This window comes from Aliiroseovarius zhejiangensis (assembly GCF_014656375.1).
Taxonomy (GTDB): Bacteria; Pseudomonadota; Alphaproteobacteria; order Rhodobacterales; family Rhodobacteraceae; genus Aliiroseovarius; species Aliiroseovarius zhejiangensis.
Genome location: NZ_BNCH01000002.1, coordinates 444,891 through 469,798 on the forward strand (window position 1 = coordinate 444,891; position 24,908 = coordinate 469,798).

Below are 24,908 nucleotides of genomic sequence, written 5' to 3' on the forward strand. Positions count from 1 at the left end.
GCCGAAGCCGCAAAACTTGTGCCACGCGCGACAGTGGATGAACCCACGCCCCAGGAGGTGCAATGTCTGACTCTTCCCATCCCGTGGCCTCGGTGCCGCCAAATATCGAACAAATCGGCTTTGAGGACATCATCGCGGCGTTGAAGGCGGGGCTGCGTGATTTCACACGCGCGCCCGCCTTTGGCCTGTTCTTTGCCGGGTTCTATGTGATCATGGGCATCGTGATCTATCTTCAGCTCGATGTGCTGGACCAAAGCTATTGGATCATTCCCGTCGCGCTGGGGTTTCCGCTGCTGGCGCCGTTCCTGGCGGTCGGGCTTTACGAGGTGAGCCGACGGCTTGAGGCCGGCGAGCCCCTGGACTGGGCGCAGGTGCTGGGGGTCGTGTTCAACCAGAAGGATCGGCAGTTTCCCTCCATCGCCATGGTGATCATCATGATCTTCATGTTCTGGGTCTTTGTCGCCCATCTTGTCTTTGCGATCTTCATGGGGCTTGAGCCGCTGACCAATATCACATCAAACTGGCAGGACGCGATTCTGAACCGCAATGGCATCACGATGCTGGCGGTGGGCACGGCGGTCGGGGCGGTTCTGTCATTTTGCCTGTTTTCGCTGACCGTGACCAGCTTGCCGCTGCTTCTGGACCGCGAGTTGGATTTCATCACCGCGATGATCTATTCGTTCCAGTCGGTCTTGCAGAACCTTGTGCCGATGCTGGGCTGGGGGATCATCATTTCGGTGCTGATGCTGATCGGGATGCTGCCCTTTTTCCTGGGGCTGTTCGTGGTCTTGCCGATTCTGGGTCACGCCACCTGGCACCTGTATCGCCGTGTGATGAGCTTCGAGGAATAGGCGAACGCGTCCGGACGGCGCGGGACAAGGCACCCGGAGCCGCAAATGATAGAAGGCCGCCCACCGGGCGGCCTTGTGCAGTTGGAATTGTAAATCGGATCAGCCGTTGTCGGGTTTCGCACCCGCAGGGGCTTGCGGTGCCGGTTTGGCCCCGCCCAATGGGTCGTCCTGACGCTGTACCGAGCCTTCGAAATGGGCGCCGCTTTCGATGGCGATGGTTTTGTGGATGATGTCACCTTCGACGCGCGCGGACGAGGTCAGGCGTACTTTCAGGCCCCGCAGGCGGCCAATGATGCGGCCATTGATCACCACGTCATCGCCGACGACCTCGCCCTTGACGGTGGCGGTTTCACCAATCGTCAACTGATGGGCGCGAATGTCGCCTTCCACCGTGCCTTCGACCAGAATATCACCGGTCGACTTGACGTCACCCTTGATCACAAGGTCCGACGACAGGGTGGATGCGGGCGGCTTGACCTTCGGAGCAGCCGACGACGGTGCGGGCGGAACAGCCGGGGCAGAGGATGCGGGCTTGTCCGACTTTGCCTCGGTTGTGGTTTCCTTGTCACCGGCTTTGGGGCCGGGTTCATTGATCCTGCTTTTAGAGAACATCTTTTGCTGCCTTGATATAGACCATCGGGTTGATGGGCTTGCCACCGACGCGCACTTCATAGTGAAGATGCGGTCCGGTCGACCGCCCGGAGTTTCCAATATCACCAATTCTATCCCCGCGCGAGACCCTTTGTCCTTTTTGCACATTCATGCGCGAAAGATGGGCGTATCGCGTCTCGATACCGAATTCGTGCTGGATCTTGATAAGCCGCCCATAGCCCGAGCTCCACGAGGCGCTGATCACGACGCCATCGGCGGGGGCATAGACCGGGGTGCCGATCGGGGCGGCGAAATCGGTGCCGTTGTGCATCCGGCCCCAGCGCGAGCCGAAGCCCGAGGTGAAGCGGAAACCGGATTTCACCGGCATTCCGAAGGGCATCTTCTGTGCGGCGATGCGATACAGGTTCATCCTGTCCAGCTCGCTCAGAATGTTGTTGGCGCGTTCGGCGTCGGGGTCGGGCCCCTGGCCGCGCGTCGAAAGGATCAGCGGAGTCAACGGGCCGCCCTGACCTGAATAGCCGCGCCGCACCTGATCCAGAATGTGATCCACCGACATGCCGGATTTGGCGAACATCTTGTCCAGCGGCTCCAGCGAGATCGTCACGGCGTCTTCAAGCTGGCGGAAAATCTGATCGTTGCGTTCGTCGCGCAGGCGGGCTTCATACAGCATGTCCTGTGCGAACCGTTCAGCTTCAACCGCGTTTTGCGCGACAAGGTCGCGTTCGGCGGCGGTGCGCGACAGTTCCGATGTCAAAAAGGCCAGGGTCGCGTTGGTCTGGGCAGGGGCCGCCCCCGGTCCGCTGGCGTTCTGATCTTCCTGTGCGGCGGCCAACATGGTCTCAAGACTGTCTTTCGCCTTGTCCCGTTCGCCCATGGTGCGGCGCAACGTGGCCTGGATCACGCCGATTCCGGTCTCGAACTCCTTGCGCCGTTCCTCGGAGGCCAGCAACTCGCTTTGCATCTCGGAAATTTCGCTGAGCGCCAGGTTGAACCGCTCCTGCGCGGCGGCGGCTTCGGCGGCGCGGGCGTCGCGTTCTTCGGACAGGGTTTGCAGGCGCTGTTCATACAGGCGTTTGTCACGCTGCGCCTGATCGCGCATGTTGCCGGAGCCGATGGAATCCATCAACAGAACGGCGGTGGCGATGATCGACCAGGCGATGAAAGCGGCCGAGCCCGTCCAGCCAAGGGCCTGCGTCAGCGGAGAGAGTCGGATGAACCGCGTGCCGGTTTCAGAACGCAGAAAAAGCCGCTGTTCCGGAAAGACGCGTTCAAGCAGGTGGTTAACCTTGTTCATCCAGCTGATATGCAAGTCCGAAGCCCCGAATTCATCCCTTTGATCCCGTGTCCTTGGGATATCCAGCTTCTGATCGTGATCCCCGCAGACCCGTGGTCCTTAACGTGGGTGACACATTCACGCAAGGGATTTTGAATTTCCTTAACAATTGTCAGGGTTTCAAGCGAGAATCTGCCGACGCGCCGCCGGGAGGGGCGCCGCAGGTCAATCCGGTGTGCCGCGGCTTTGTGGCGGGGTTTCACCGGCCAGGGGCCAATAGAAATCCGGGGGCAGTCCGGCTTCGGCGCGTTTTTCTTCGTTGAACGGGGGCTTCAGGGCACCGTGGAAATACCTGCGCACGAGGTTATGAAAAGTGTCTTTCGGGTCCAGTTCGTGACGCCCGCACAGGAAATGAAACCACTTCGAGCCATAGGCAACATGCCCGACCTCTTCGGCATAGATCACCTCAAGCGCGGTCACCGTGTCGTCCAGTTTCGCCTTGCGGAACACCTCGATCATACCGGGGGTCACGTCTAGCCCGCGCGCCTCCAGCACCATTGGCACCACCGCCAGACGCCCCAAAATATCTTGCGCCGTATCCTCGGCGGCACGCCACATACCCGCATGGGCGGCGAGGGCGCCATAATGGCTTCCCAATGCTTCAAGACAGTCGCTTACCAGATTGAAATGTTTGGCTTCTTCGTCTGCCGCCTTGACCCAGTCATCATAAAATCCCAGCGGCATTGGCGTATCGGTGAACCGTGCGATGATGTCCCAGTGCAGATCCACCGCATTCAGTTCGATATGCGCCACAGCGTGCAGAAGCGCGATCTGCCCTTCGCGACTGCCGGGGCGGCGGCGCGGCACATCGCGCGGGTGCTTCAACGCGGGCCGATCCGGGCGGGCGGGGAAATCGGGCGGGGTGGCATGACCTATGATCTGTTCGCGATCGTTGAGCGGCGCAATGATCGCGCCGCTTTCGCGTGCTGCAAACCACTCGGCGGCATATTCGCGGGCCAAGGCGGTCTTCTCGCGCCCGTCGGCGGTGCGCAAGACCGCATCGGCCATTTCTGCAAGCGGGCGCGACAGGCCCGTCATACCTTCACCGTTCATGCGCCGACCAATGCACGGGTGGCAGCCAAAACCTCGTCCGCATGGCCTTTCACCTTCACCTTGGGCCAGACCTGCGCAACCTTGCCATCCGACCCGATCAGGAAGGTCGTGCGCGTGATGCCCATATAGGTGCGTCCATAGTTCTTTTTCTCGCCCCACACGCCGTAGCGTTCGCAGACATCCCCATCCGCATCTGACAGAAGCGGCACGCTCAGGTCTTGTTTCGTGCGGAAGTTCTCGTGCTTTTTCAGGCTGTCCTTCGAGACACCGAACACATGCGCCCCCAGCGCGCGAAACTCCGGCAACAAGGCCGAGAAATCCAGCGCCTCGGTGGTGCAGCCGGGCGTGTTGTCCTTGGGATAGAAATACAACACCACCGGCGCCGGGGTCAGGTCGGACAAGGTCACGGGCGCGCCGCCGTCCTGCGGCAGGGTGAAATCCGGCGCAATATCGCCTGTCTTCAGCATGTTATCGGTCATGGTCTTGGCTTTCCCTGTGCTCTGTCACTAGTGTTTCCCGAACTTTCCTTCTATGCCGTTTCGTATCAGGATGAAAGGCACGCGGCCGCAGGGCCAAACGGGCATCTGGACGATCTGCATGACCAAAGACGACACCCCAACGGAACACGAGGACGCAAAAGACCGGCGCCCCGATTGCGATGGCCCTGATCGTGGTGACGACGTGTGCTCGGTGTCGGGGGAAGAGGCTGAGCCGGTCCCAGAGAAGACCGGGCAAGATGAGCAGCAGGATGACGCGGACCTTTCGGACGCCGATGCCAGGAACGATGACGCCACGACCTCGTCAGAAGATGATGCGACAGAAGAAACCGCCGCCCTGGTCGCCACGGCGCGACCCTCGCGCCGGAAGAAAGCCAGGGGGTTGAAGGGCCACGAAATTCCGCCCGAGCAGCGGGCGCGCCGTCGCAGGCGTCTGAAATGGCATTTCGGCATCTGGTCCTTCGTGATGATCGCCCTTGCGGCGCTGTTCCTGGCGCTTTTGTCCATGTCGGTCACAGGGCATGTGTTTGTGTTGCCGAAATGGGCGACCGAGCGGATCGAGCAGAAGATCAACAGCCAGACCAACCGGGTGAAACTGTCGCTGTCCCAGGTTGAGCTGGGCGTGACGCGGCTGGGTCTGCCCCGGTTGCGGCTGGTCGATCTGGGGGTGCGCGATGAAACCGGGCTTGAGATCGGCCGGCTGAACGCCGTCGAAGGCTCGCTTTTGCTGCGCCCGGTCCTGTCGGGGCGGGTGGAACCGGCCAGCCTGTCGCTGCGCGGCGCGCAGATCACCATCCGCCGCAGCCGGGACGGGTCGTTTGATTTGAGTCTGGGGCAAGGCATCGGGGCCAGCGGTGACCTGGCGTCCGTGCTTGATCGCATCGACGCGGTGTTTACGACGGGCATCCTGGCACACACGGACAGCATTTCCGCCACCAACCTGACCATCACGCTGGAAGACGCGCGCACCGGGCGTCTGTGGCAGGTGACCGATGGGGCATTGAAGATCAGCCAAACCGCGCAGGCGGTCGACATGACGCTGTCCTTTGACGTGTTCAACCAGACCGAAGAGCTGGCGGAAACAGTGCTGGGCTTTCGCTCGGTCAAGGGCAGTTCGTCGGCACGGCTGACCGCAACCTTCAAGAATGCGCGTGCGAGCGACATTGCCGCGCAGACGCCGCTTCTGACCTTTCTGGGTCTGGTGGATGCGCCGATTTCCGGGGCGCTGCGCACGGTGATTGACGAGACCGGACAGGTCTCGGGCTTGGCGGGGACGCTGGAATTCGGGGCTGGCAGCCTGTCTCCGGACCCCGCCGCCAGGCCGGTCAAGTTCACCGGTGGCAAGGTCTATCTGGACTATGACCCCGAACGCGAACGGATGAATTTTGCGCAGGCGACGCTGCAATCGGACTGGGGCGAGGTTCAGGCGGACGGGCATTCCTATTTGCGCGGGTGGTCCGGCGGTTGGCCGACCGAGTTGCTGGGCCAGTTGAACGTGACCCATGCACGGATCAGCCCGCCCGATGTCTTCGAAGCGCCGCTGGTGCTGGGGCAGGGATCGGCGGATTTCCGGCTCGGCCTTGCCCCGTTTCGTGTCGATGTCGGGCAGTTTGCCATCACCCATGACGACGCCCTTGCCACGGGCACGGCTCGGATCGGGATTGGCGACGATGGCTGGTCGGTCGCCATTGATGCCGCCGCGGGTCACGTCAGCCCCGAACAGGTCACGGCATTCTGGCCCCTGACCAACGGGCAGCGCACCCGTCTGTGGGCGCGCGATAATGTGACAGAGGGACGGTTCACCAATGTGACCGTCGCCTGGCGCAAACAGCAGGGCCAGCCCGCCCACACCGCGCTGAGCGCGGGGTTCGAGGGCGTGACCGTGCGCGCGGTGAAAGAGATGGTGCCGATCGAAAATGCCTCGGGCCAGTTCACGATCGACGGGCGGCGGCTGGTGGTCACGGCGGATCAGGGCGTCTTGCGTCCGAAGGATCGTGCAGGCCGGGTGGCGGGGGTGCTGGACGCCTCGGGAACGAGCTTCATCATTCCCCAGATGGCACGCCGGCCGGACGATCCCGATGAGCCGCGCCCGCCGGTGCCGGCCTGGGTGGATCTGGCGGTTTCCGGCCCGATGAAAGCGGCGCTGAACCTTCTGGACGACAAGCCGTTTCGCATTTTTCGCGACGCACCCGAAGGGGCGCTTGGCCCCGATATGGCCCGCGGGCGCGTGTCGCTTGGTGGTCGGATCGACATTGCCATGCAGCCAAAAGTGCCGCGCAGCGCCATCGACTATCGCCTGGCCGGGACGCTGAGTGCGGTGAAAAGCGACACCATCGTGAAAGGGCGTTTGCTGGAGCTTCCGCGCGCCGATCTGTCTGTCAGCACCGAGGGCGTCCGCATCGCAGGGCAGGGGCGGTTGTCGGGCGTGCCGGTGTCGGGCACGTGGTCACAGGTTTTCGACGATGGAAGATCGACCGGGACGTCCACGGTATCGGGCGAGGTGACGCTGAATCAGGCCTTTCTGGATGCGTTTTCCATCGGCCTGCCCGCCGGCAGCGTGTCCGGCGCGACCAAGGGCAGTTATGAAATCGCATTGCAGCGCGGCGAAGCCCCGCGCATCACGCTTGAGGCACCGCTGGCCGGGGTCGGGCTGAACATCGCGCCGCTGGGCTGGTCGAAACCTGCGGGCCGCGCGGGGTCGCTCAGCCTGTCGGGCAGGCTGGGATCGGCCCCGGTGATCGACGATCTGACGCTGCGCGCCCCGGACCTGGACGCCAAGGGCAGCGTGATCATGGCCGAGGGCGGTGGGCTGGTCGCGGCCCAGTTCGACAGGGTCACTCTGGGCGGGTGGCTGGACGCGCCAGTGACGTTGACGGGACGCGGCGCGGGACAGCCGGTTGCGGTCACGGTCAAGGGCGGCACGGTCGACATGCGCAAGGCCACGCTTGGGTCGGGCCGGGGCGGTGGTCAGACCGGGGCGCCCGTGCCGATCTCGCTTCTGCTGGACCGGCTGGTGATTTCGAAAGGGATCACGATCAACGGCTTCGATGGGGACTTCACCCGCGCGCGTGGCGGGTTGAACGGCACGTTCCGCGGTCAGATCAACGGCGGCCCGGCCATTCGTGGCACCGCCGCCCCGCAGCCCAAGGGCACGGCTTTTCGGCTGACCAGCCAGAATGCCGGGGGCGTGCTGCGCGCGGCGGGTGTGCTGAAAAACGCCCGCAACGGCACGATGGAGCTGATCCTGGCTCCGGGCGGAGGGAAGGGCGTTTACGACGGCAATCTGAAGATCCAGAATATCGACGTGCATGATGCCCCCGCGATGGCCGAACTGCTGTCCGCCATATCGGTCGTTGGCCTGCTGCAACAACTGGGTGGGCAGGGCATTCCGTTTACCGATGTGGATGCGCGCTTTCGGTTGGATCCCGACAAGATCACGATTTACGAGGGGGCCGCGACGGGGCATTCCATAGGGATCTCGATGGATGGCTACTATTTCCTCGGCTCGGGTCAAATGGACATGCAGGGGGTGATCTCGCCTTTCTATGTCGTGAACTCGGCCGGGCGCATCTTTGCCCGCAAGGGCGAAGGGCTGGTCGGGTTCAACTATACGCTCAAAGGCACCGCCGCAGATCCCAAGGTCGGGGTCAATCCCCTGTCACTGTTCACGCCGGGCTTTTTCCGTGACATCTTCCGCCGAAACCCGCCCACGCGACCCCAGCCGGAGTGACCGGCCACATGCGCCAGAACGAACCCGTTGACGCCGGACGCCAAGCCCCCTAAACGCGCCGCCATGAAGCTGAGTGATTTCGATTTTAACCTGCCGGACGACCTGATTGCTACGCGACCGGCGCGCCCACGCACGGCCAGCCGCCTGCTGGTGGCGACACCGCATCGGATGGTGGACGCACAGGTCAGCGACCTGACCAACTGGCTGCGTCCCGGCGACCGGCTGGTGCTGAATGACACCAGGGTCATTCCCGGCCGCCTGTTCGGCACCCGCACGCGACCCGGACAAGCCCCCGGCGAAGGTGTGGCGAAGATCGAGGTCACGCTTTTGTCCCCCAACGGGGCAGGGCAGTGGCACGTGATGGCCAAGCCTTTGCGCAAATTGCGCGACGGGGATGTCATCACCTTTTCGGAAAAGCTCTGGGCGACCTATCTGGGGCGCGACGATGATCAGGCGCTGATTTGCTTCAACATTGAGGGCGATGATTTCGACGCGGCGCTGGCTGAGGCGGGCAAGATGCCTCTGCCACCCTATATCGCCGCCAAACGCGCGGCGGATGCGCAGGACAACGAAGATTACCAAACCGTCTTTGCCCGCCACTCCGGTGCGGTGGCAGCGCCCACGGCGTCGCTGCATTTTGACGATGCGCTGCTTGATCGGATCGCCGCGATGGGGGTGGGGCTGACCCATGTCACCCTTCATGTGGGGGCAGGCACCTTTCTGCCGGTCAAGGTCGTCGACATTGCACAACACAAGATGCACGCCGAATGGGGCCATGTCAGCGCCGAAGCCGCCGCCGAGATCGAGGCGACCATCGCCGCTGGCGGGCGCATCATTCCGGTCGGCACCACGGCGTTGCGGCTGATCGAAAGTGCGGCCACGGCACCGGGTCGGATCGCGCCTTGGCAGGGCGAGACGGATATTTTCATCACCCCCGGGTTCCGGTTCAACATCACCGATGGGCTGATGACCAATTTCCACCTGCCGAAATCCACCTTGATGATGCTGGTGTCGGCCCTGATGGGCACGGACCGGATGCGCGCGGTCTATGACCACGCCATCGCGCATCGCTATCGCTTCTTTTCCTATGGTGACAGTTCCCTGCTTCTGCCGGATCGGACCTAAAACCGGAAACGCGGGTCCGGGCCGGTGCCGGGCGCTGAAATGTCGTGAATTGTCATCGGTCCCGGGGCTGGGTCTGCTAAACTGACCGGGATGCAAACAGGAGACCTCCATGCTGCAAGTCTTGTCAAGCTCCTGGGCGCTGCTTCTGGGTATGATGCTGTTGATGGTCGGCAACGGTGTGCAGGGCACGCTGTTGGGGATCAGGGGCGGGTTGGAAGGGTTTTCCACCTTCCAGCTGTCAATGGTCATGTCGGGCTATTTCGCAGGTTTCCTGTTCGGGTCGCGCATGGCGCCGATCATGATCCGGCGTGTGGGGCATGTGCGGGTGTTTGCGGCGCTCGGCTCGTTCATTTCGGCGGTGCTGATCCTGTATCCGACGTTCACCGATCCATGGGCGTGGACTGCGCTGCGCGTGATCGTCGGCTTCTGCTTTTCTGGGGTGTATGTCACGGCGGAAAGCTGGCTGAACAACGCGGCCGACAATGAAAACCGTGGCAAGGCCCTGTCGCTTTACATGTTCGTGCAGATGGTTGGCATCATCGCCGCCCAGGGGCTTCTGGTGATCGGGGATCCCGGCGGGTTCATCCTGTTCATCCTGCCCTCTGTGCTGGTGTCGATTGCCTTTGCCCCCATTCTTTTGTCCGTCAACCCAACCCCGGCGTTTGAGACGACGAAAGGTCTGAGCCTGCGCGAGCTGTTCCATATTTCGCCGATGGGCTGTGTCGGGTTCATGTTGCTGGGTGGCGTGTTTGCCGCGCAGTTCGGCATGGCCTCGGTTTTCGGGCAGCAGATCGGGCTGACGGTGGGGCAGATCTCGGCCTTTGTGTCGGCGCTTTATATCGGGGGGCTGGTCCTGCAATACCCCATTGGCTGGATCTCGGACCGGATGGACCGGCGTATCCTGATCCTGATCGTCACGGCGATTGCCGCCATCGGGGCGATCCTGCCGGTCCTGTTCGGCGTCCGGTACGAGCTGTTGCTTCTGGCAGCCTTTCTTCTGGGGGGGATGACCAACCCGCTTTACGCGCTGCTTCTGGCCTATGTGAACGACTTTCTGGAACCCGACGACATGCCGGCGGCCTCGGCCGGGTTGATCTTCATCAACGGGATGGGGGCAATTGCCGGCCCGGTGGTAACAGGCTGGGTGATGGGCATCATGGGACCCCTGGGGTTCTTTGGGTATATGGCGCTGCTGCTGGTCGGGTTCCTGGCCTATGGCCTGTGGCGCATGACGCAGCGGTCCGGCCCGGCACCCAAGGACACCGGGGCCTATATGACAATGTCGCCCGCGGCCTCGCCGGTTGCCGTTGATATGGCGCAGGAGGTCTGGGCCGACGAGGCGGAAGAGGACGAATAGCGCCCGCTTGCACCGCTCCCCCGACCCGCTAGAGTGAGTGGCTGAGGAGGTGCCCGCATGAGCGAACCAAGTGAGATCATCAATTTCTGGATCGACGAGGTCGGACCGAAGGGCTGGTATGACGCCTCGGACAAGCTGGATCAGACGATCCGCGACCGGTTCATGGCCGATTATGAATCCGCTCGCGACGGTGCGCGCGATGCCTGGCGTGACAGCCCGGACGGGGCGCTGGCCTTTCTGATCCTGACCGACCAGTTCCCGCGCAACATGTTCCGCGGCGACGCCCGGTCGTTTGCCACCGACCCCGCAGCGCGTGCCTGCGCGGACCACGCCATTGCGCGCAATCTGGATATGCAGATCCCGTTGCCGGACCGGCAGTTCTTCTATCTGCCCTTCATGCACAGCGAGGCGATGGAAGATCAGGACCGCTGCATCGCCCTGATGGCCGAACGCATGGCCGAGACGCCGGGGCAGGGCGACACGCTGCACGCCCGCGTCCACCGCGAGATCATACGCCGTTTCGGCCGCTTCCCCTATCGAAACGAAGCCCTGGGCCGCGACAGCACACCCGAGGAAATCGCGTTCATAAAGGACGGCGGCTATACCGCACTGCGCAAGCAGTTCGAGGCGCAGGGGGCCTAGTGCGGTGTTGCCTGCCCGTGGCAACTGTGCTCCCATAATCTTGCGTGTTGCAGGGTTTCGCAGAGCGACTGGCAGGGTTTCCCTGACGTCATTGATCCGTTGAGCAAAATAGTTTAATGCCAAACTATCTTAGAACGAGGAGGAGACCCCATGGCGGGAAACGCTTTTGATACCGTGGTCATCGGCGCCGGTCCCGGCGGGTATGTTGCCGCCATCCGCGCGGCACAACTGGGCCAGAAAGTGGCGATTGTCGAACGCGAACACCTGGGCGGTATCTGCCTGAACTGGGGCTGTATCCCGACCAAGGCGCTTCTGCGCTCGGCCGAGGTGTTTCACCTGATGCACCGCGCCAAGGAATTTGGTCTGTCCGCAGGCAAGGTCGACTATGACCTGCCCGCCATCGTGAAACGCTCACGCGGGGTGGCCGCGCAACTTTCGGGCGGCATCGGGCATCTGATGAAGAAGAACAAAGTCACCGTGGTGATGGGTGAGGCAACGATTCCAGCCAAGGGCAAGGTCTCGGTCAAGACCGACAAGGGGACCGAGGATCTGACCGCCAAGAACATCGTTCTGGCCACCGGCGCGCGCGCTCGCGAATTGCCGGGGCTGGAGGCCGATGGGGATCTGGTCTGGACTTACAAACACGCGCTGAATCCACCGCGGATGCCTAAGAAACTTCTGGTGATCGGATCCGGTGCCATCGGGATCGAATTTGCCAGCTTCTTCAACACTTTGGGTGCAGACACCACGGTGGTTGAAGTGATGGACCGCGTGTTGCCCGTCGAGGACGCCGAGATTTCGGCCTTCGCCAAGAAGTCCTTTGTGAAACAGGGCATGAAGATCATGGAAAAAGCCATGGTCAAACAGCTTGATCGCGCCAAAGGCAAGGTCACCGCGCATATCGAAGAGGGCGGCAAGGTTGAGAAACAGGAATTTGACACGGTGATTTCAGCGGTCGGCATTGTCGGCAATGTCGAAGGGCTGGGACTGGAAGAGCTTGGCGTGAAAATCGACCGCACCCATGTGGTGACGGACGCCCACTGCCGCACCGGCGTCGACGGCCTTTATGCGATCGGAGACATCGCCGGCGCGCCGTGGCTTGCCCACAAGGCCAGCCATGAAGGCGTGATGGTGGCGGAATTGATCGCCGGTCTGCACGCCCATCCCGTGAAGCCCGAAAGCATCCCCGGCTGTACCTATTGCCACCCTCAGGTGGCCAGCGTCGGCCTGTCGGAAGCAAAGGCGAAAGAGCAGGGCTACGACATCAAGGTCGGTCGCTTTCCTTTTATCGGCAATGGCAAGGCCATCGCGATGGGCGACCCCGAGGGCATGGTCAAAACCATTTTCGACGCGAAAACCGGCGAGTTGCTGGGCGCCCATATGGTTGGTCCCGAAGTGACCGAGATGATCCAGGGTTATGTGGTCGGCAAGACGCTGGAAACCACCGAAGAAGAGCTGATGCACACGGTCTTCCCGCACCCGACGATCAGCGAATCCATGCACGAGGCGGTGCTGGACGCCTATGACCGCGTGATCCATATGTAAGCTGCAAAGAAGGCCGGTCCCCCGGCCTTTCTTTCTGCGCGGGTGTTCTGAGGACGTTTACCGCTCGATCTCGCCGCCCGCGCGGTGCCAATGGTCCAGTCCGCCGATGTTATAGACCTCGGCATAGCCCAGACGCTTCAAAACCTGCGCCCCTTGGGCCGAGCGGGCACCCGAAGCGCAGTACAAAGCGACGGGTTTTGCCGGGTCAAGATGCGCGTTGAAATCCGGCCCCTTGGGGTCGCATTGAAACGGCATCACGGTCAGCGGTACGACGATTGCGCCCTTGGCCTTGCCGGTCATCTGAACCTCGCCATGATCACGCACGTCGATCACGGTGATGTCACCGGCGCGCGCCTTGGCAACCGCTTCGCGCGGGTCCATCTTTGCACCGCCCATCATGAAACCAAACATGTGTCGCTCCTGTCCCGGTCGGGTTTGATCCGGGATATAGTTGGGTGCGTATTCGGGTCAATGGGTTGTGATAAATAATTCACAAAAGTGAATATAACCGACCGGGGGAGGCGGCAGGTTTGCGCATGTTCCGCAAATGTTCTAACTTTTCGATTGTCCCGCCACGCGGTTTGGCCTAACCGTTAAAGAATTGTGAACTGGGGGTCAGAATGGCCGAGTTGAAAGAAATACAGGTCCGCGGTGCGCGCGAGCACAACCTGAAATCCATCGACGTGGATATTCCGCGCGACCAGCTTGTGGTGATCACCGGGCTGTCCGGGTCTGGCAAGTCTTCGCTGGCGTTTGACACGATCTATGCGGAAGGGCAGCGGCGTTATGTCGAAAGCCTGTCGGCCTATGCGCGGCAGTTTCTGGACATGATGGAAAAGCCCGATGTGGATCACATTGCAGGGCTGTCGCCGGCGATTTCGATTGAGCAAAAGACGACCTCGAAGAACCCGCGCTCGACCGTGGGCACCGTGACCGAGATTTACGACTATCTGCGCCTGCTGTTTGCCCGCGCGGGCACGCCCTATTCCCCCGCAACGGGTCTGCCCATCGAAGCCCAGCAGGTTCAGGATATGGTCGACCGCGTGATGCAGATGGAGGACGGCACGCGCGCCTATCTGCTCGCCCCCATCGTACGCGACCGTAAGGGCGAATATCGCAAGGAATTTCAAGAGCTTCAGAAAAAAGGCTTCCAGCGCGTCAAGGTCAATGGCGAGATGTATGAGCTGGACGCCCCACCCACGCTGGACAAGAAGTTTCGCCACAATATCGACGTGGTGGTCGACCGGATCGTTGTGCGCGAAGGGATGGAGCAACGGCTGGCCGACAGCTTCCGCACGGCCCTTGATCTGGCCGACGGGATCGCCCTGTTCGAGACCGCCCCGAAAGAAGGCGAGGGCGAGATCATCACCTTCTCGGAAAATTTCGCCTGTCCGGTTTCGGGCTTTACCATCCCCGAGATCGAACCACGCCTGTTTTCCTTCAACGCACCGTTCGGGGCGTGCCCGGTCTGCGACGGTTTGGGCAAGGAGCTGTTCTTTGACGAACGACTCGTAGTGCCCGATGCCACGCTGCAAATCTATGACGGGGCGCTGGCCCCGTGGCGCAAGGGCAAGTCGCCCTATTTCCTCCAAACCATCGAGTCGATTGCGCGCCATTTCGAGTTCGACAAGAACACGCCATGGAAAGACCTGCCCAAACATGTACAGCAGGTGTTCCTGTATGGATCGGGCGAGGAAGAGATCAAGTTTCGCTTTGACGAGGGCGGACGGGTCTATGAGGTAACGCGGCCCTTCGAAGGTGTGATCCCCAATATGGAACGCCGCTATCGCGAAACGGATTCGAACTGGATCCGCGAGGAGTTTGAACGCTATCAGAACAACCGCCCTTGCGGCGCCTGTGGTGGGTATCGGCTGCGCGACGAAGCCTTGGCCGTGAAAATCGGGTCCGGGAAGGCGCTGTTGCATGTGGGGCAGGTGGTCGAAATGTCGATCCGCGAGGCGCTGGCCTGGGTCGAGGATGCGCCCAATCATCTGTCCGCCCAGAAAAACGAGATTGCCCGCGCCATCCTGAAGGAAATCCGCGAACGTCTGGGGTTTTTGAACAATGTGGGTCTGGAATACCTGACGCTCAGCCGCAACTCCGGCACCTTGTCGGGTGGCGAAAGCCAGCGCATCCGTCTGGCCAGCCAGATCGGGTCGGGGCTGACCGGGGTACTTTATGTGCTGGACGAACCCTCCATCGGGTTACATCAGCGCGACAACGGGCGGCTTCTGACCACGCTGAAAAACCTGCGCGATCAGGGCAACACCGTGATTGTCGTTGAACACGACGAAGAGGCCATCCGCGAGGCCGATTATGTCTTTGACATGGGGCCGGGGGCCGGGGTGCATGGGGGCGATGTGATCGCCCACGGCACGCCCGCCGATATTGCCGCCTGCGAGGCGTCGATCACCGGGCAATACCTGACCGGCACCCGCGAAATCGCGGTGCCCGCCCGGCGGCGCAAGGGCAACGGCAAAGCGGTGAAAGTGGTGAAAGCGACGGGCAACAACCTGCAAAACGTGACCGCCACCTTCCCGCTGGGCAAGTTCGTTTGCGTCACCGGCGTGTCGGGCGGGGGCAAATCCACGCTCACGATTGAAACGCTGTTCAAGACGGCGTCCATGCGCCTGAACGGTGCGCGCCAGACGCCCGCGCCCTGCGAGACCATCAAGGGGCTGGAGCATCTGGACAAGGTCATCGACATCGACCAGCGTCCCATCGGGCGCACGCCGCGGTCGAACCCGGCGACCTATACGGGGGCGTTTACCCCCATTCGCGAATGGTTCGCCGGGCTGCCCGAAGCCAAGACGCGCGGCTACAAGCCCGGTCGCTTCAGCTTCAACGTCAAAGGCGGGCGGTGCGAGGCCTGTCAGGGTGACGGTGTCATCAAGATCGAGATGCATTTTCTGCCCGACGTCTATGTCACCTGCGAAACCTGCAAGGGCAAACGCTATAACCGCGAAACGCTTGAGGTGCAGTTCAAGGGCAAGTCCATCGCCGATGTGCTGGACATGACGGTCGAGGATGCACAGACCTTCTTTCAGGCCGTGCCCTCGATCCGCGACAAGATGGATGCGCTGATGCGGGTGGGTCTGGGCTATATCAAGGTGGGCCAGCAGGCGACGACCCTGTCAGGGGGCGAGGCGCAGCGGGTGAAACTGTCGAAAGAGCTGTCCAAACGCTCGACCGGGCGCACGCTCTATATCCTCGACGAACCGACCACCGGCCTGCATTTCGAGGATGTGCGCAAGCTGCTTGAGGTGCTGCATGAACTGGTCGATCAGGGCAATACGGTCATCGTGATCGAACACAATCTGGATGTGATCAAGACCGCCGATCATCTGATTGATATTGGCCCGGAAGGCGGCGACGGAGGCGGGCGCATCGTGGCCTCCGGCACCCCGGAAGAGGTCGCACAGGTGGCGGAAAGCTATACAGGACACTATCTGGCGCAAATGCTGACGCCGATGCGCAAGGCGGGGGAATGAGCCACGAAAAAGCCCGGCTGAACAGCCGGGCTTTGACGTTTTTATCCGTGATGACGATCAGCCGTCAAAATCAACCTCTTGCACCAGCTTCAGCGCGTCGGCGCGGTGACTGGCCACTTCCATCAGGTTGACGCCATCCGGTGTGAAGCTGCCCCAGCTTTTGACCAGGTCCACCGCTTCCGTGCCCGGCGCAATCGGGTATTCGAAGTTGTCGGCGGCATAAATTTCCTGCGCTTTGGGCGAGGACAGGAATTCCATCAGCTTGATGGCGGCGTCCTTGTTTGGCGCGTGTTTTGCCAATGCAACACCCGACACGTTCACATGGGTGCCTGCGCCTTCAAAGACAGGGAATGTCACGTTCACGCTTTCAGCCCAAGCCTTCTGTTCGGGATCGCTGAGCATCTTGCCCATGTAATAGGTGTTGCCGATCGCGATGTCGCACTCGCCGGCCCAGATCGCTTTGACCTGTGCGCGGTCGTTGCCTTGCGGTTTGCGGGCAAGGTTGGCTTTCACGCCTTCCAGCCATGTCTTGGCCTCTTCCGCGCCGTGGTGCTGGATATAGGCCGACACAAGCGCCAGCGTATAGGCGTGGGTGCCTGAGCGGGTGCAGATGCGGCCTTTCCACTTGGGATCGGCCAGATCCTCATAGGTGGTCACTTCGCCCTCGGCCACGCGCTCTTTCGAGGCATAGACGATGCGGGCGCGGGTGGTCAGGCCGAACCACTGGTTGCCGGGATCGCGGTATTCGGCAGGGATATTGGCGTTCAGCGTTTCGCTTTCCACCGGCTGGGTCAGACCGGCATCCACCACACCGGCAAGACGCGAAATGTCGACGGTGAAAATCAGGTCGGCGGGGCTGCGTTGGCCCTCGGCCTCCAGACGTTCGATCATGCCCTTGTTCAGGAAGGCGACATTGACAGCAATCCCGGTTTCTTCGGTAAAGGCATCGGTCAGCGGCTGGATCAGCTCGGGCTGACGATAGGAATAAACATTGACCTCATCGGCGCTGGCAGCGGCGGGGATCAGGGTTGCGGCCAGGATCGAGGCCGAGGCGAGTGTGCGAACTGTGTTCATCACGCGAGTCTCCTTCATTTCGTTGACGCGCTTAAACCTGAGTCTTTTGCTTGGGTCAATACCTGATTAAATCAATCGGAAATTAATTGCTGCCCGCCCGCTCTGCCCGTTTCTCGGCCTCCCAATGGGCGTCCATTTCGTCCAGCGTGGCCTGTTCAGGACTACGCCCTTCGGCGGCCAGGCGCCGTTCAATCCCGCGAAAGCGGCGTTCAAACTTCGCATTGGCATGGCGCAGGGCCTCTTCCGGTTCGACATTCAGGTGACGTGCCAGGTTGGCGACCACGAACAGCAAATCCCCGATTTCGTCTCGCAATTCTTCTGGTCCCAGCGTGTCGCGGGCCTCGGCCACCTCGTGCGCTTCCTCGGTAATCTTGTCCAGAACGGGGCCGATATCGGGCCAGTCAAACCCGACGCGGGCCGCGCGTTTTTGCAACTTCACCGCGCGCAGAAGGGCAGGCAGGCCGATCGCGACACCGTCCAGTATCCCCTTCTGAGCTTTGCCCGCACGTTCCGCCGCCTTTATGGTCTCCCAATCGCGGGTCTGCTGTTCGGCGGATTTATCGCGCGATTCGTCGCCGAACACATGCGGGTGGCGGGCGACCATCTTGTCGGACATGGTGTCGGCCACCTCGTCAAATGTGAACATCCCGGCCTCTTCCGCCATTTGGGCGTGAAAGACCGATTGGAACAGCAGATCGCCCAATTCGCCCTTCAACTCGTCCCAGGCCTGACGCTCGATCGCATCGGCCACTTCATAGGCTTCTTCGATCGTATAGGGGGCGATGGTGGCGAAACTCTGTTCAATATCCCAAGGACACCCGGTCTGTGGATCGCGCAGGCGGCGCATGATCTCGCGCAACCGATCCATCCCCCCTTGCGGGTCGTGCACCAATTTGTCAGACGGGGAAAGATCGCGCGTTTTGCTCATTGCATCAGGGTCCAAATCAGGATTGTTTCATCGCACCCTTGATAGGAGGAAGTCATGGCGATCATCAACCGCATTGGCGAATTTGCGGACGACATGAAAACATGGCGGAGGCATATCCATGCCCACCCCGAACTGGGGCTGGAATGCCATGAAACCGCGGCTTATGTCGTCGAACACCTGCGCAGGTTTGGCGTGGACGAGATCCACGAAAAAATCGGTGTCTCGGGCGTTGTGGGGATCATCAACGGGCAGGGGGACGGTCCGACCATCGGCTTGCGCGCCGACATGGACGCCCTGCCGATGGACGAGGCGACGGGGCTTGACTATGCCTCGACCGTGCCGGGGCGGATGCATGCCTGTGGCCATGACGGGCACACCACCATGTTGCTGGGGGCCGCGCGCTATCTGGCGGAAACGCGGAACTTTCGGGGCCGCGTCGCGCTGATCTTCCAACCGGCCGAGGAAATCGACGGTGGTGCGAAATATATGTGTGACGAAGGGATGATGGAGCGGTTCGACATTGCCGAGGTCTATGCCCTGCACAATATGCCGGGGCATGAGGTGGGCAAGTTCTATACCACGCCCGGCCCGATCATGGCTGCGGTCGACACGCTGCGGGTCAAGGTGACAGGGCGGGGAGGGCACGCGGCCTATCCGCAGGACACGGTCGATCCGATCATGGCGGTCGTGTCGATGGTGCAGGCGGTGCAATCCATCGTCAGCCGCAATCTGTCACCAATGGACAATCTGGTGGTCTCGGTCACGATGATCGGCGGCGGGACGGCGGACAATATCATTCCCGAGGACGCGTGGTTTGCCGCCACCATCCGGTCCTTCACCCCCGAGGTGCGCCAGATGGTGCAGCGCCGCCTGCGCGAAGTGATCGGGGGGCAGGCGGCCAGTTTCGGTGTGACGGCCGAGATTGACTATGAACTGGGCTACCCGCCCACAATCAACGACCCGGACGCCGTGGCCAAGGCCGCCGACGTGGCACGCGAGATCAGTGGGGCCGATCGTGTGCGGGCCAATGAAGGGCGCGAGATGGGGGCCGAGGATTTTGCCTATATGCTGGAAGAACGCCCCGGTGCCTATCTGTTTCTGGGGCAGGGAGAAGACGGGGCTGGCGTCCATCACCCGGCCTATGATTTCAATGACGATGCCGCGCCTTATGGGGCCAGCTTCTTCGCCCGCCTGGTCGAGCGGTTGAACCCGGTCTGACAGCATATAGCGCAATTTGATCAAATTATCTGGCCAGAGCGGAAAACCTGTGCTAACCGATCACAAACAGGGGAGGCTGCCATGGCTTTGGAAGACGCAAAAACTCAGGTTGATACCGCGTTCACGCGGGACGGGTTCAAGGGCTTGGCCTTTGAAAACACCTTTGGCGGGGCCATGTCGTTTCTGCGCCGCACTTATACCAAAGACCTGACAGGCGTCGACATCGCGGTCACGGGTATTCCTTTTGACCAAGCGGTCACAAACCGGCCCGGCACCCGCCTTGGCCCACGCGCGATCCGCGAGGCATCTTGCCTGCAATCACCCGATCAGGCCTATGGCTGGGATTTCGATGTGATGAGCGAATTTGCGATTGCCGACTACGGCGACATGCCGTTTGACTATGCGCATATCGACCAGTTTCCCGCCGCTCTGGAAGCGCATATCACGGGTATTCTGGATCAGGGTGCCGCCTGTCTGACGTTGGGCGGAGACCACTATATCACCTTCCCGATCCTGCGCGCGCATGTGAAAAAACACGGGCCGCTGAGCCTGTTGCAGTTTGATGCACACACGGACACATGGGCCGATGACGACATAACGCGCGTGGATCACGGCACGATGTTCTATAAGGCGGTGAAAGAGGGGCTGATCGACCCGGCCCGCTCGGTTCAGGTGGGCATCCGCACCCATAACGCCGATACGATGGGCGTGAACATCATTGACGCGCGCGAGGTGCATGAAACCGGCCCCGCCGCCGTTGTGGACAAGATCAAGTCGATCCTGGGCGACCGCAAGACCTATCTGACCTTCGACATCGACGCGCTGGACCCGGCCTTTGCACCGGGCACGGGGACGCCGGTTTGGGGGGGGCTGACCTCGGCACAAGCGTCGATCATCCTGCGCGATCTTGCGGGGATCAGCATTGTGGGCGGCGACGTGGTCGAAGTTTCGCCACCCTTTGACACGACGGGCGCCACCGCCATCGCGGGGGCGCATGTGGCGATGGAAATTCTGAACCTGTGGGCGACAACACGGCGCGGCTGACCGCCGCTATGTGTCGCTGCGCACCTCTGTCACACTTGCCGCGCGTCACACCCGATTGCGTTGCCACATGACCATGTTCACCACCCGCCGCAAAGCCCATGGCAGGATAAGGGTTGCGGCCCTTGCCCCGCTGATCTATCGCTAGCGTCAGTTGCTTTGTCACGATCCGCTGGGGGGCGGAGGGTTCGGGGGCGTGTGTGAATTATTTCGTTTCTGCATTTCTGGGTGTCCTGTTTCTGGCCGTTCTCGCGCTTGGCTGGGTGCGTCTTGCCCCGCTGCCATCCGAAAGGTTCTCGGCCCGCCCCGGTCCGGACAATCCCGGCACGCACCGGATGCCGGGTGGCGTCAAGTATGTGATCCCGCTCAGCATCTTGCCAGAGGGGGCGCTGGATCACCTGGCCTGGATTGCGCTGGAAACCCCGCGCACTCACATGAAGTATCAGGAAGACGACCTGTTCGCCGTTGTGACCCGGTCGCGCCGGATCGGCTTTCCCGACATCACGGTCGCCTGGGTCGCCGGGGACGCTCTGCATATTCATGCCCATCTGGTCTATGGCAAAAGCGATATGGGCGTGAACGAGGCCCGTGTGGACGCATGGCTTGATCAGCTACGGCATCTTGACGACGACAATATCGACGACGAGTTCTAAAGCGCGGGCAGGTTGATGGGGGCATCGGTGTTGGGCAATGCCGACGGACTCGCCACCTCTGCCGAGACACAGCCTTTGCCCGTGTCACGCCAGATCGGCACATTCAGGCTCATCTCGCACCGGGCCATGAAGGCACGGCCCCCCACGAACAGGCAGATGCTCTCGCCCAGCTCGACCCGGCTGCCGGAGGTGTCGGTGCAATAGCAGTCAATGACCTTGCCCCCCGATGTGGTGACATCCGCCATCACCGGGTCTGCGAACAGTCCGCCCGCGACGAAGATTAGGGGCAATATCCTGAACATACCCAAGGTTAGCACAAACGCGGCTCTTGACCAAACCCCTGTGATAAGGGACACCGCCAGCATGGTTCCTTTGGAAAAACTCTCTGCGATCACGGAACGGTTCGAGTTACTGGAAGCCCGCATGGCCCAAGGCCTGTCGGGGGATGAGATTGCGCAGGTCGGGCGTGAATATGCCGAACTGAAGCCGGTGGTCGAGGAAATCGCCGCCTATCGCCGCCTTCTGGATGACATCGCCGAGGCCGAAGCGATGCTGGACGACCCGGAGATGCGCGAACTGGCCGAGGAAGAACTGCCCGCATTGAAAGAACGGCTGCCCGAGGTCGAACAGGCGATGCGGTTGGTCCTGCTGCCCAAGGACGCCGCCGACGCCCGCCCCGCGATGATCGAAATCCGTCCCGGCACCGGCGGCGACGAGGCATCGCTGTTCGCCGCCGATCTTCTGCGGATGTATCAACGCTATGCCGAAGCACGCGGCTGGAAGTTCGAGATCATGGAGCAATCCCTTTCCGAACTGGGCGGCATCAAGGAGGTCGTGGCCCATGTGAAGGGCGAGGGCGTGTTTGCCCGTCTGAAATACGAAAGCGGGGTACACCGGGTGCAACGGGTGCCGGAAACCGAAAGCGGCGGGCGCATTCACACGTCGGCAGCAACGGTCGCGGTCCTGCCCGAGGCCGAGGACGTGGACATCCAGATCAATCCGAACGATCTGCGCATTGACACGATGCGTTCATCCGGTGCGGGCGGGCAGCATGTGAACACCACCGACAGTGCCGTGCGGATCACACACCTGCCGACCGGGATCGTCGTAACGAGTTCGGAAAAATCCCAGCACCGCAACCGCGAGATCGCAATGCAGGTTCTGAAAACGCGGCTGTTTGATCTGGAACGCCAGCGGGTCGATGACGCGCGCGCCGCGGATCGAAAGGCGCAGGTGGGGTCGGGCGACCGATCAGAGCGGATCCGCACCTATAATTTTCCGCAGGGGCGCATGACGGATCACCGGATCAACCTGACGCTCTACAAGCTGGACCAGATCATCGCGGGCGATCTGGACGAGGTGATCGACGCCCTGATTGCCGAAGATCAGGCCGCGCAACTGGCCGATATGGACGCATGACCACCGGCACCGCGTTACTGGTCACGGCAACGCACCGGCTGAGGTCAGCTGGCGTCGAAGACCCGGCCCGCGATGCGCGCGTGTTGCTGGCCCATGTTCTGCGCATTGATCGCAGCCGCCTGACGCTGGTGTTGCCGGACGAGGTGTCGCCGGATGACGCCTCGACCTATGAACGTGCCATTGCCGCCCGCAGTCATCGCCAGCCGGTCGCCCAGATCATCGGCACGCGCGCGTTTTACGGACGGGACTTCACCGTGACGGGCGATGTGCTGGACCCGCGCCCGGACACCGAGCTTCTGGTCGATGCTGCCCTTACGGTGCCGTTTGCAACCGTTCTGGATCTTGGCACCGGATCCGGATGTATCCTGTTGACATTGCTGGCAGAACGGCCGGATGCGCTGGGGCAGGGGGGCGATCTTTCGGCCGCAGCTCTTGCGGTGGCAAAAGACAATGCACGCGCACTGGGGGTCATGGACCGAACGACGTTTCACCAAGGGTCGTGGTTCGACCCGCTGCCGAATGGTGCACGTTTTGACCTGATCGTATCGAACCCGCCCTATATCTCGGAATCCGAGATGGCGGAACTGGCCCCTGAGGTCCGACACTGGGAGCCGCATCTGGCTCTGACCCCCGGTGGTGACGGGCTTGGGGCCTATCGTCAGATCATCGCCCGCGCGCCGGAGCACTTGACCGAAGGCGGCCATCTGATGGTCGAGATCGGCGCGGGGCAAGGCGCGGCGGTGCGGGACCTGTTTCAGCAGGACGGCTTTACCAAGGTTGAGGTTCTGAAAGACCTGTCCGGCCATGACCGCGTGGTGACCGGAAGGCGGCCCCAAAAGCCCGGCAGACCGGCGTGAGCAGGGTGCTTCAGCCGGTAAACCTGCTGAAATCCGGCAAATTTCCCCGTTTCGATCAGTTTTTGCCAGATAAGGCTTGTGTTTCGACGGTCCACGTGACAATCAGGTCCTAGCAGTGTTGCAGTCCTTGTGACAGCCGCTGCTGGTAAGCCCTACAATTCGAACGATGGGACGCAGATTGGTGTCTGGTTCGAAAACACAGCACGGGATCTTTCCGTGCGATGGAAGCCAAAGCTGGAAAAACAAGCTGATGAGATCGCCGAAATCACGTTCGCGGAATAACAAGTCGAACCGAAACCGGAACAATCCGGGTAACATCATCAACCGCGTCTATGACAGTTCGGGCCCCGAAGGCAAAGTGCGCGGGACGCCTCAGCAGATCATCGACAAATACACCCAGTTGGCGCGCGACGCCTTTTTGTCGAACGACCGGGTGGCAGGTGAGAATTTTCAGCAGCATGCCGAACATTACACCCGCCTTCTGAGCGAAGCGCAGCGCGAAATGGAAGCCCGCCGGCAGCAATCCGAGCAGCAAAACCGTGAACGCCAGCAACGCGAGAAAGAAGAGCGTGAAGCACGTGCCGAACGCAAATCTGCTCAGGCAGCGGCAGGCGAGGGCGATCAGCCCGATATCGTGTCACAGCCGGATGTGGTGGATGACACTGCAGAAAGCGGGCTGGTCGATACCCCCGAAAGCAAGCCCAAGAAGGCGCCCACCCGGACCCGCAAACCCCGCAAGCCTGCCAAATCTGAAGCGCAAGGCACCAGCGGTGGTGAAAGCGGCGGCACCCCGGATGCGCCCGAGGCGGCCGAATAAAGCAGGCCAATCCGGCTTAGTTGCACCGATAAAAGGCCCGGCCTGTGACCCAGCGCCGGGTTTTTTCTTGTTTTTGGTGCGCGTGTCGCAAAAGAAAAACCCCGCCAAATGGCGAGGCTTTAATTGTCTGTTGCATCGGGTCGCTTGGGCGGTGCCGCTTAATCCGTGCCGCGATACGGTTCGACATATTGCAGCGCCATGTCCCACGGGAAGAAAATCCAGGTGTCCTGGCTGACCTCGGTGATGAAGGTGTCCACCAGCGGGCGGCCTTTGGGTTTGGCATAGACGGTGGCGAAATGCGCTTTGGGATACATTTTGCGCACCAGTTCCAGTGTCTTGCCGGTGTCGACCAGATCGTCGATGATCAGAATGCCTTCGCCATCGCCCATCATCTCGGCATCCGGGGCTTTCAGAAGCTCGGCTTCGCCCTGTGACTGATGGTGATAGGATTTGACCGAAACGGTGTCGACGGTGCGGATATCCAGCTCGCGCGCGACGATCATTGCCGGGGCCAGACCGCCGCGGGTGATCGCAACCACCGCGCGCCAGCCGGTGTCTTTTGGGCCCTGACCGTCCAACCGCCAGGCCAGTGCCCGGCTGTCGCGATGGATCTGGTCCCAGCTGATATGAAAACCTTTTTCGTGGGGCAGGCGGTCGCTCATGTC

General features: G+C 61.7%; 22 protein-coding genes. 13 read left to right on the forward strand and 9 right to left on the reverse strand.

Annotated features, from left to right (window positions below):
• Positions 1-62: 62 nt before the first annotated feature.
• The gene (locus tag IE188_RS06875) at positions 63-851 is read left to right on the forward strand and encodes a DUF2189 domain-containing protein (protein ID WP_191285718.1); all 789 of its coding nucleotides are present in this window, start codon (positions 63-65) and stop codon (positions 849-851) included.
• A gap of 99 nt (positions 852-950) precedes the next feature.
• Here IE188_RS06875 and IE188_RS06880 read toward each other — a convergent pair whose 3' ends face one another.
• From IE188_RS06880 to bcp, 4 genes are all read right to left on the reverse strand, one after another.
• The gene (locus tag IE188_RS06880; protein WP_191285719.1) at positions 951-1,463 is read right to left on the reverse strand and encodes a bactofilin family protein; all 513 of its coding nucleotides are present in this window, start codon (positions 1,461-1,463) and stop codon (positions 951-953) included.
• Entirely contained in the window at positions 1,453-2,757 is a 1,305-nt protein-coding gene (locus IE188_RS06885; protein ID WP_191285720.1) for a M23 family metallopeptidase, read from the reverse strand. The genes IE188_RS06880 and IE188_RS06885 overlap by 11 nt, the downstream gene beginning before the upstream one ends.
• Positions 2,758-2,961: 204 nt before the next feature.
• Positions 2,962-3,849 (reverse strand): ferritin-like domain-containing protein, encoded by an 888-nt coding sequence (locus tag IE188_RS06890; RefSeq protein ID WP_229836578.1) that lies wholly within the window; start codon positions 3,847-3,849, stop codon positions 2,962-2,964.
• Complete coding sequence (bcp, locus tag IE188_RS06895) at positions 3,846-4,328, reverse strand: thioredoxin-dependent thiol peroxidase (RefSeq protein WP_229836581.1); 483 nt, start codon at positions 4,326-4,328, stop codon at positions 3,846-3,848. Before bcp ends, IE188_RS06890 begins: the two co-directional genes overlap by 4 nt.
• 118 nt (positions 4,329-4,446) lie before the next feature.
• Between bcp and IE188_RS06900 the strand changes: the two genes are divergently transcribed.
• The 5 genes from IE188_RS06900 (at position 4,447) to lpdA (ending at position 12,745) form a co-directional block, all read left to right on the forward strand.
• Positions 4,447-8,076, forward strand: coding sequence for an AsmA-like C-terminal region-containing protein (locus IE188_RS06900; RefSeq protein WP_191285721.1), 3,630 nt, complete (start codon positions 4,447-4,449; stop codon positions 8,074-8,076).
• Between the two features lie 63 nt (positions 8,077-8,139).
• Positions 8,140-9,201 (forward strand): tRNA preQ1(34) S-adenosylmethionine ribosyltransferase-isomerase QueA, encoded by a 1,062-nt coding sequence (gene queA, locus IE188_RS06905; protein ID WP_191285722.1) that lies wholly within the window; start codon positions 8,140-8,142, stop codon positions 9,199-9,201.
• Positions 9,202-9,310: 109 nt separating this feature from the next.
• Entirely contained in the window at positions 9,311-10,558 is a 1,248-nt protein-coding gene (locus IE188_RS06910) for an MFS transporter (RefSeq protein ID WP_191285723.1), read from the forward strand.
• A 57-nt stretch (positions 10,559-10,615) separates the two neighbouring features.
• Entirely contained in the window at positions 10,616-11,200 is a 585-nt protein-coding gene (locus IE188_RS06915) for a DUF924 family protein (protein ID WP_191285724.1), read from the forward strand.
• A gap of 150 nt (positions 11,201-11,350) precedes the next feature.
• Entirely contained in the window at positions 11,351-12,745 is a 1,395-nt protein-coding gene (gene lpdA / locus IE188_RS06920) for a dihydrolipoyl dehydrogenase (RefSeq protein ID WP_191285725.1), read from the forward strand.
• Positions 12,746-12,802: 57 nt separating this feature from the next.
• Here the strand turns inward: lpdA and IE188_RS06925 are convergent, their stop codons facing one another.
• The gene (locus IE188_RS06925) at positions 12,803-13,156 is read right to left on the reverse strand and encodes a rhodanese-like domain-containing protein (protein WP_191285726.1); all 354 of its coding nucleotides are present in this window, start codon (positions 13,154-13,156) and stop codon (positions 12,803-12,805) included.
• A 209-nt stretch (positions 13,157-13,365) separates the two neighbouring features.
• Between IE188_RS06925 and uvrA the strand changes: the two genes are divergently transcribed.
• Entirely contained in the window at positions 13,366-16,236 is a 2,871-nt protein-coding gene (gene uvrA, locus IE188_RS06930) for an excinuclease ABC subunit UvrA (protein ID WP_191285727.1), read from the forward strand.
• A gap of 57 nt (positions 16,237-16,293) precedes the next feature.
• On the opposite strand, the gene IE188_RS06935 is transcribed toward uvrA, so the two are convergent.
• Both IE188_RS06935 and mazG read right to left on the reverse strand, forming a co-directional pair.
• Positions 16,294-17,310, reverse strand: coding sequence for a Fe(3+) ABC transporter substrate-binding protein (locus IE188_RS06935; RefSeq protein ID WP_191285728.1), 1,017 nt, complete (start codon positions 17,308-17,310; stop codon positions 16,294-16,296).
• A gap of 82 nt (positions 17,311-17,392) precedes the next feature.
• Positions 17,393-18,238: a nucleoside triphosphate pyrophosphohydrolase gene (gene mazG / locus IE188_RS06940; protein ID WP_191285729.1), complete on the reverse strand. Its 846-nt coding sequence runs from the start codon at positions 18,236-18,238 to the stop codon at positions 17,393-17,395.
• 54 nt (positions 18,239-18,292) lie between these two features.
• Between mazG and IE188_RS06945 the strand changes: the two genes are divergently transcribed.
• The 3 genes from IE188_RS06945 (at position 18,293) to IE188_RS06955 (ending at position 21,150) form a co-directional block, all read left to right on the forward strand.
• Positions 18,293-19,456 carry a M20 aminoacylase family protein gene (locus tag IE188_RS06945; RefSeq protein ID WP_191285730.1) on the forward strand — a complete coding sequence of 388 codons (1,164 nt, stop codon included), beginning with the start codon at positions 18,293-18,295 and terminating at the stop codon, positions 19,454-19,456.
• An 81-nt stretch (positions 19,457-19,537) separates the two neighbouring features.
• Entirely contained in the window at positions 19,538-20,500 is a 963-nt protein-coding gene (speB, locus tag IE188_RS06950; RefSeq protein WP_191285731.1) for an agmatinase, read from the forward strand.
• A 197-nt stretch (positions 20,501-20,697) separates the two neighbouring features.
• Entirely contained in the window at positions 20,698-21,150 is a 453-nt protein-coding gene (locus IE188_RS06955) for a DUF1499 domain-containing protein (RefSeq protein ID WP_191285732.1), read from the forward strand.
• Here the strand turns inward: IE188_RS06955 and IE188_RS06960 are convergent.
• Positions 21,147-21,440: a hypothetical protein gene (locus tag IE188_RS06960; RefSeq protein WP_229836586.1), complete on the reverse strand. Its 294-nt coding sequence runs from the start codon at positions 21,438-21,440 to the stop codon at positions 21,147-21,149. The genes IE188_RS06955 and IE188_RS06960 overlap by 4 nt on opposite strands.
• Positions 21,441-21,513: 73 nt before the next feature.
• Here IE188_RS06960 and prfA point away from each other — a divergent pair, with 73 nt between their 5' ends.
• The 3 genes from prfA to IE188_RS06975 all read left to right on the forward strand — a co-directional run bounded on the left by prfA (position 21,514) and on the right by IE188_RS06975 (position 24,243).
• The gene (gene prfA, locus IE188_RS06965; RefSeq protein WP_191285733.1) at positions 21,514-22,569 is read left to right on the forward strand and encodes a peptide chain release factor 1; all 1,056 of its coding nucleotides are present in this window, start codon (positions 21,514-21,516) and stop codon (positions 22,567-22,569) included.
• Entirely contained in the window at positions 22,566-23,426 is an 861-nt protein-coding gene (gene prmC / locus IE188_RS06970; RefSeq protein WP_191285734.1) for a peptide chain release factor N(5)-glutamine methyltransferase, read from the forward strand. The genes prfA and prmC overlap by 4 nt, the downstream gene beginning before the upstream one ends.
• A 250-nt stretch (positions 23,427-23,676) precedes the next feature.
• Complete coding sequence (locus tag IE188_RS06975) at positions 23,677-24,243, forward strand: DUF4167 domain-containing protein (protein ID WP_191285735.1); 567 nt, start codon at positions 23,677-23,679, stop codon at positions 24,241-24,243.
• 158 nt (positions 24,244-24,401) lie between these two features.
• Here the strand turns inward: IE188_RS06975 and gpt are convergent, their stop codons facing one another.
• Positions 24,402-24,905 carry a xanthine phosphoribosyltransferase gene (gpt, locus tag IE188_RS06980; RefSeq protein WP_191285736.1) on the reverse strand — a complete coding sequence of 168 codons (504 nt, stop codon included), beginning with the start codon at positions 24,903-24,905 and terminating at the stop codon, positions 24,402-24,404.
• Between the last annotated feature and the right edge of the window lie 3 nt (positions 24,906-24,908).

Excerpts from the sequence above, each read along its gene's own strand:
- IE188_RS06900 (WP_191285721.1), top strand. The coding sequence starts at position 4,447 with ATGACCAAAGACGACACCCCAACGGAACACGAGGACGCAAAAGACCGG.
- IE188_RS06925 (WP_191285726.1), bottom strand. The coding sequence starts at position 13,156 with ATGTTTGGTTTCATGATGGGCGGTGCAAAGATGGACCCGCGCGAAGCG.
- mazG (WP_191285729.1), bottom strand. The coding sequence starts at position 18,238 with ATGAGCAAAACGCGCGATCTTTCCCCGTCTGACAAATTGGTGCACGAC.
- IE188_RS06915 (WP_191285724.1), top strand. The coding sequence starts at position 10,616 with ATGAGCGAACCAAGTGAGATCATCAATTTCTGGATCGACGAGGTCGGA.
- IE188_RS06945 (WP_191285730.1), top strand. The coding sequence starts at position 18,293 with ATGGCGATCATCAACCGCATTGGCGAATTTGCGGACGACATGAAAACA.
- IE188_RS06880 (WP_191285719.1), bottom strand. The coding sequence starts at position 1,463 with ATGTTCTCTAAAAGCAGGATCAATGAACCCGGCCCCAAAGCCGGTGAC.
- queA (WP_191285722.1), top strand. The coding sequence starts at position 8,140 with ATGAAGCTGAGTGATTTCGATTTTAACCTGCCGGACGACCTGATTGCT.
- IE188_RS06910 (WP_191285723.1), top strand. The coding sequence starts at position 9,311 with ATGCTGCAAGTCTTGTCAAGCTCCTGGGCGCTGCTTCTGGGTATGATG.
- IE188_RS06890 (WP_229836578.1), bottom strand. The coding sequence starts at position 3,849 with ATGAACGGTGAAGGTATGACGGGCCTGTCGCGCCCGCTTGCAGAAATG.
- prmC (WP_191285734.1), top strand. The coding sequence starts at position 22,566 with ATGACCACCGGCACCGCGTTACTGGTCACGGCAACGCACCGGCTGAGG.
- bcp (WP_229836581.1), bottom strand. The coding sequence starts at position 4,328 with ATGACCGATAACATGCTGAAGACAGGCGATATTGCGCCGGATTTCACC.
- speB (WP_191285731.1), top strand. The coding sequence starts at position 19,538 with ATGGCTTTGGAAGACGCAAAAACTCAGGTTGATACCGCGTTCACGCGG.
- IE188_RS06975 (WP_191285735.1), top strand. The coding sequence starts at position 23,677 with ATGAGATCGCCGAAATCACGTTCGCGGAATAACAAGTCGAACCGAAAC.
- IE188_RS06885 (WP_191285720.1), bottom strand. The coding sequence starts at position 2,757 with ATGAACAAGGTTAACCACCTGCTTGAACGCGTCTTTCCGGAACAGCGG.
- IE188_RS06935 (WP_191285728.1), bottom strand. The coding sequence starts at position 17,310 with ATGAACACAGTTCGCACACTCGCCTCGGCCTCGATCCTGGCCGCAACC.
- uvrA (WP_191285727.1), top strand. The coding sequence starts at position 13,366 with ATGGCCGAGTTGAAAGAAATACAGGTCCGCGGTGCGCGCGAGCACAAC.
- gpt (WP_191285736.1), bottom strand. The coding sequence starts at position 24,905 with ATGAGCGACCGCCTGCCCCACGAAAAAGGTTTTCATATCAGCTGGGAC.
- IE188_RS06875 (WP_191285718.1), top strand. The coding sequence starts at position 63 with ATGTCTGACTCTTCCCATCCCGTGGCCTCGGTGCCGCCAAATATCGAA.
- prfA (WP_191285733.1), top strand. The coding sequence starts at position 21,514 with ATGGTTCCTTTGGAAAAACTCTCTGCGATCACGGAACGGTTCGAGTTA.
- lpdA (WP_191285725.1), top strand. The coding sequence starts at position 11,351 with ATGGCGGGAAACGCTTTTGATACCGTGGTCATCGGCGCCGGTCCCGGC.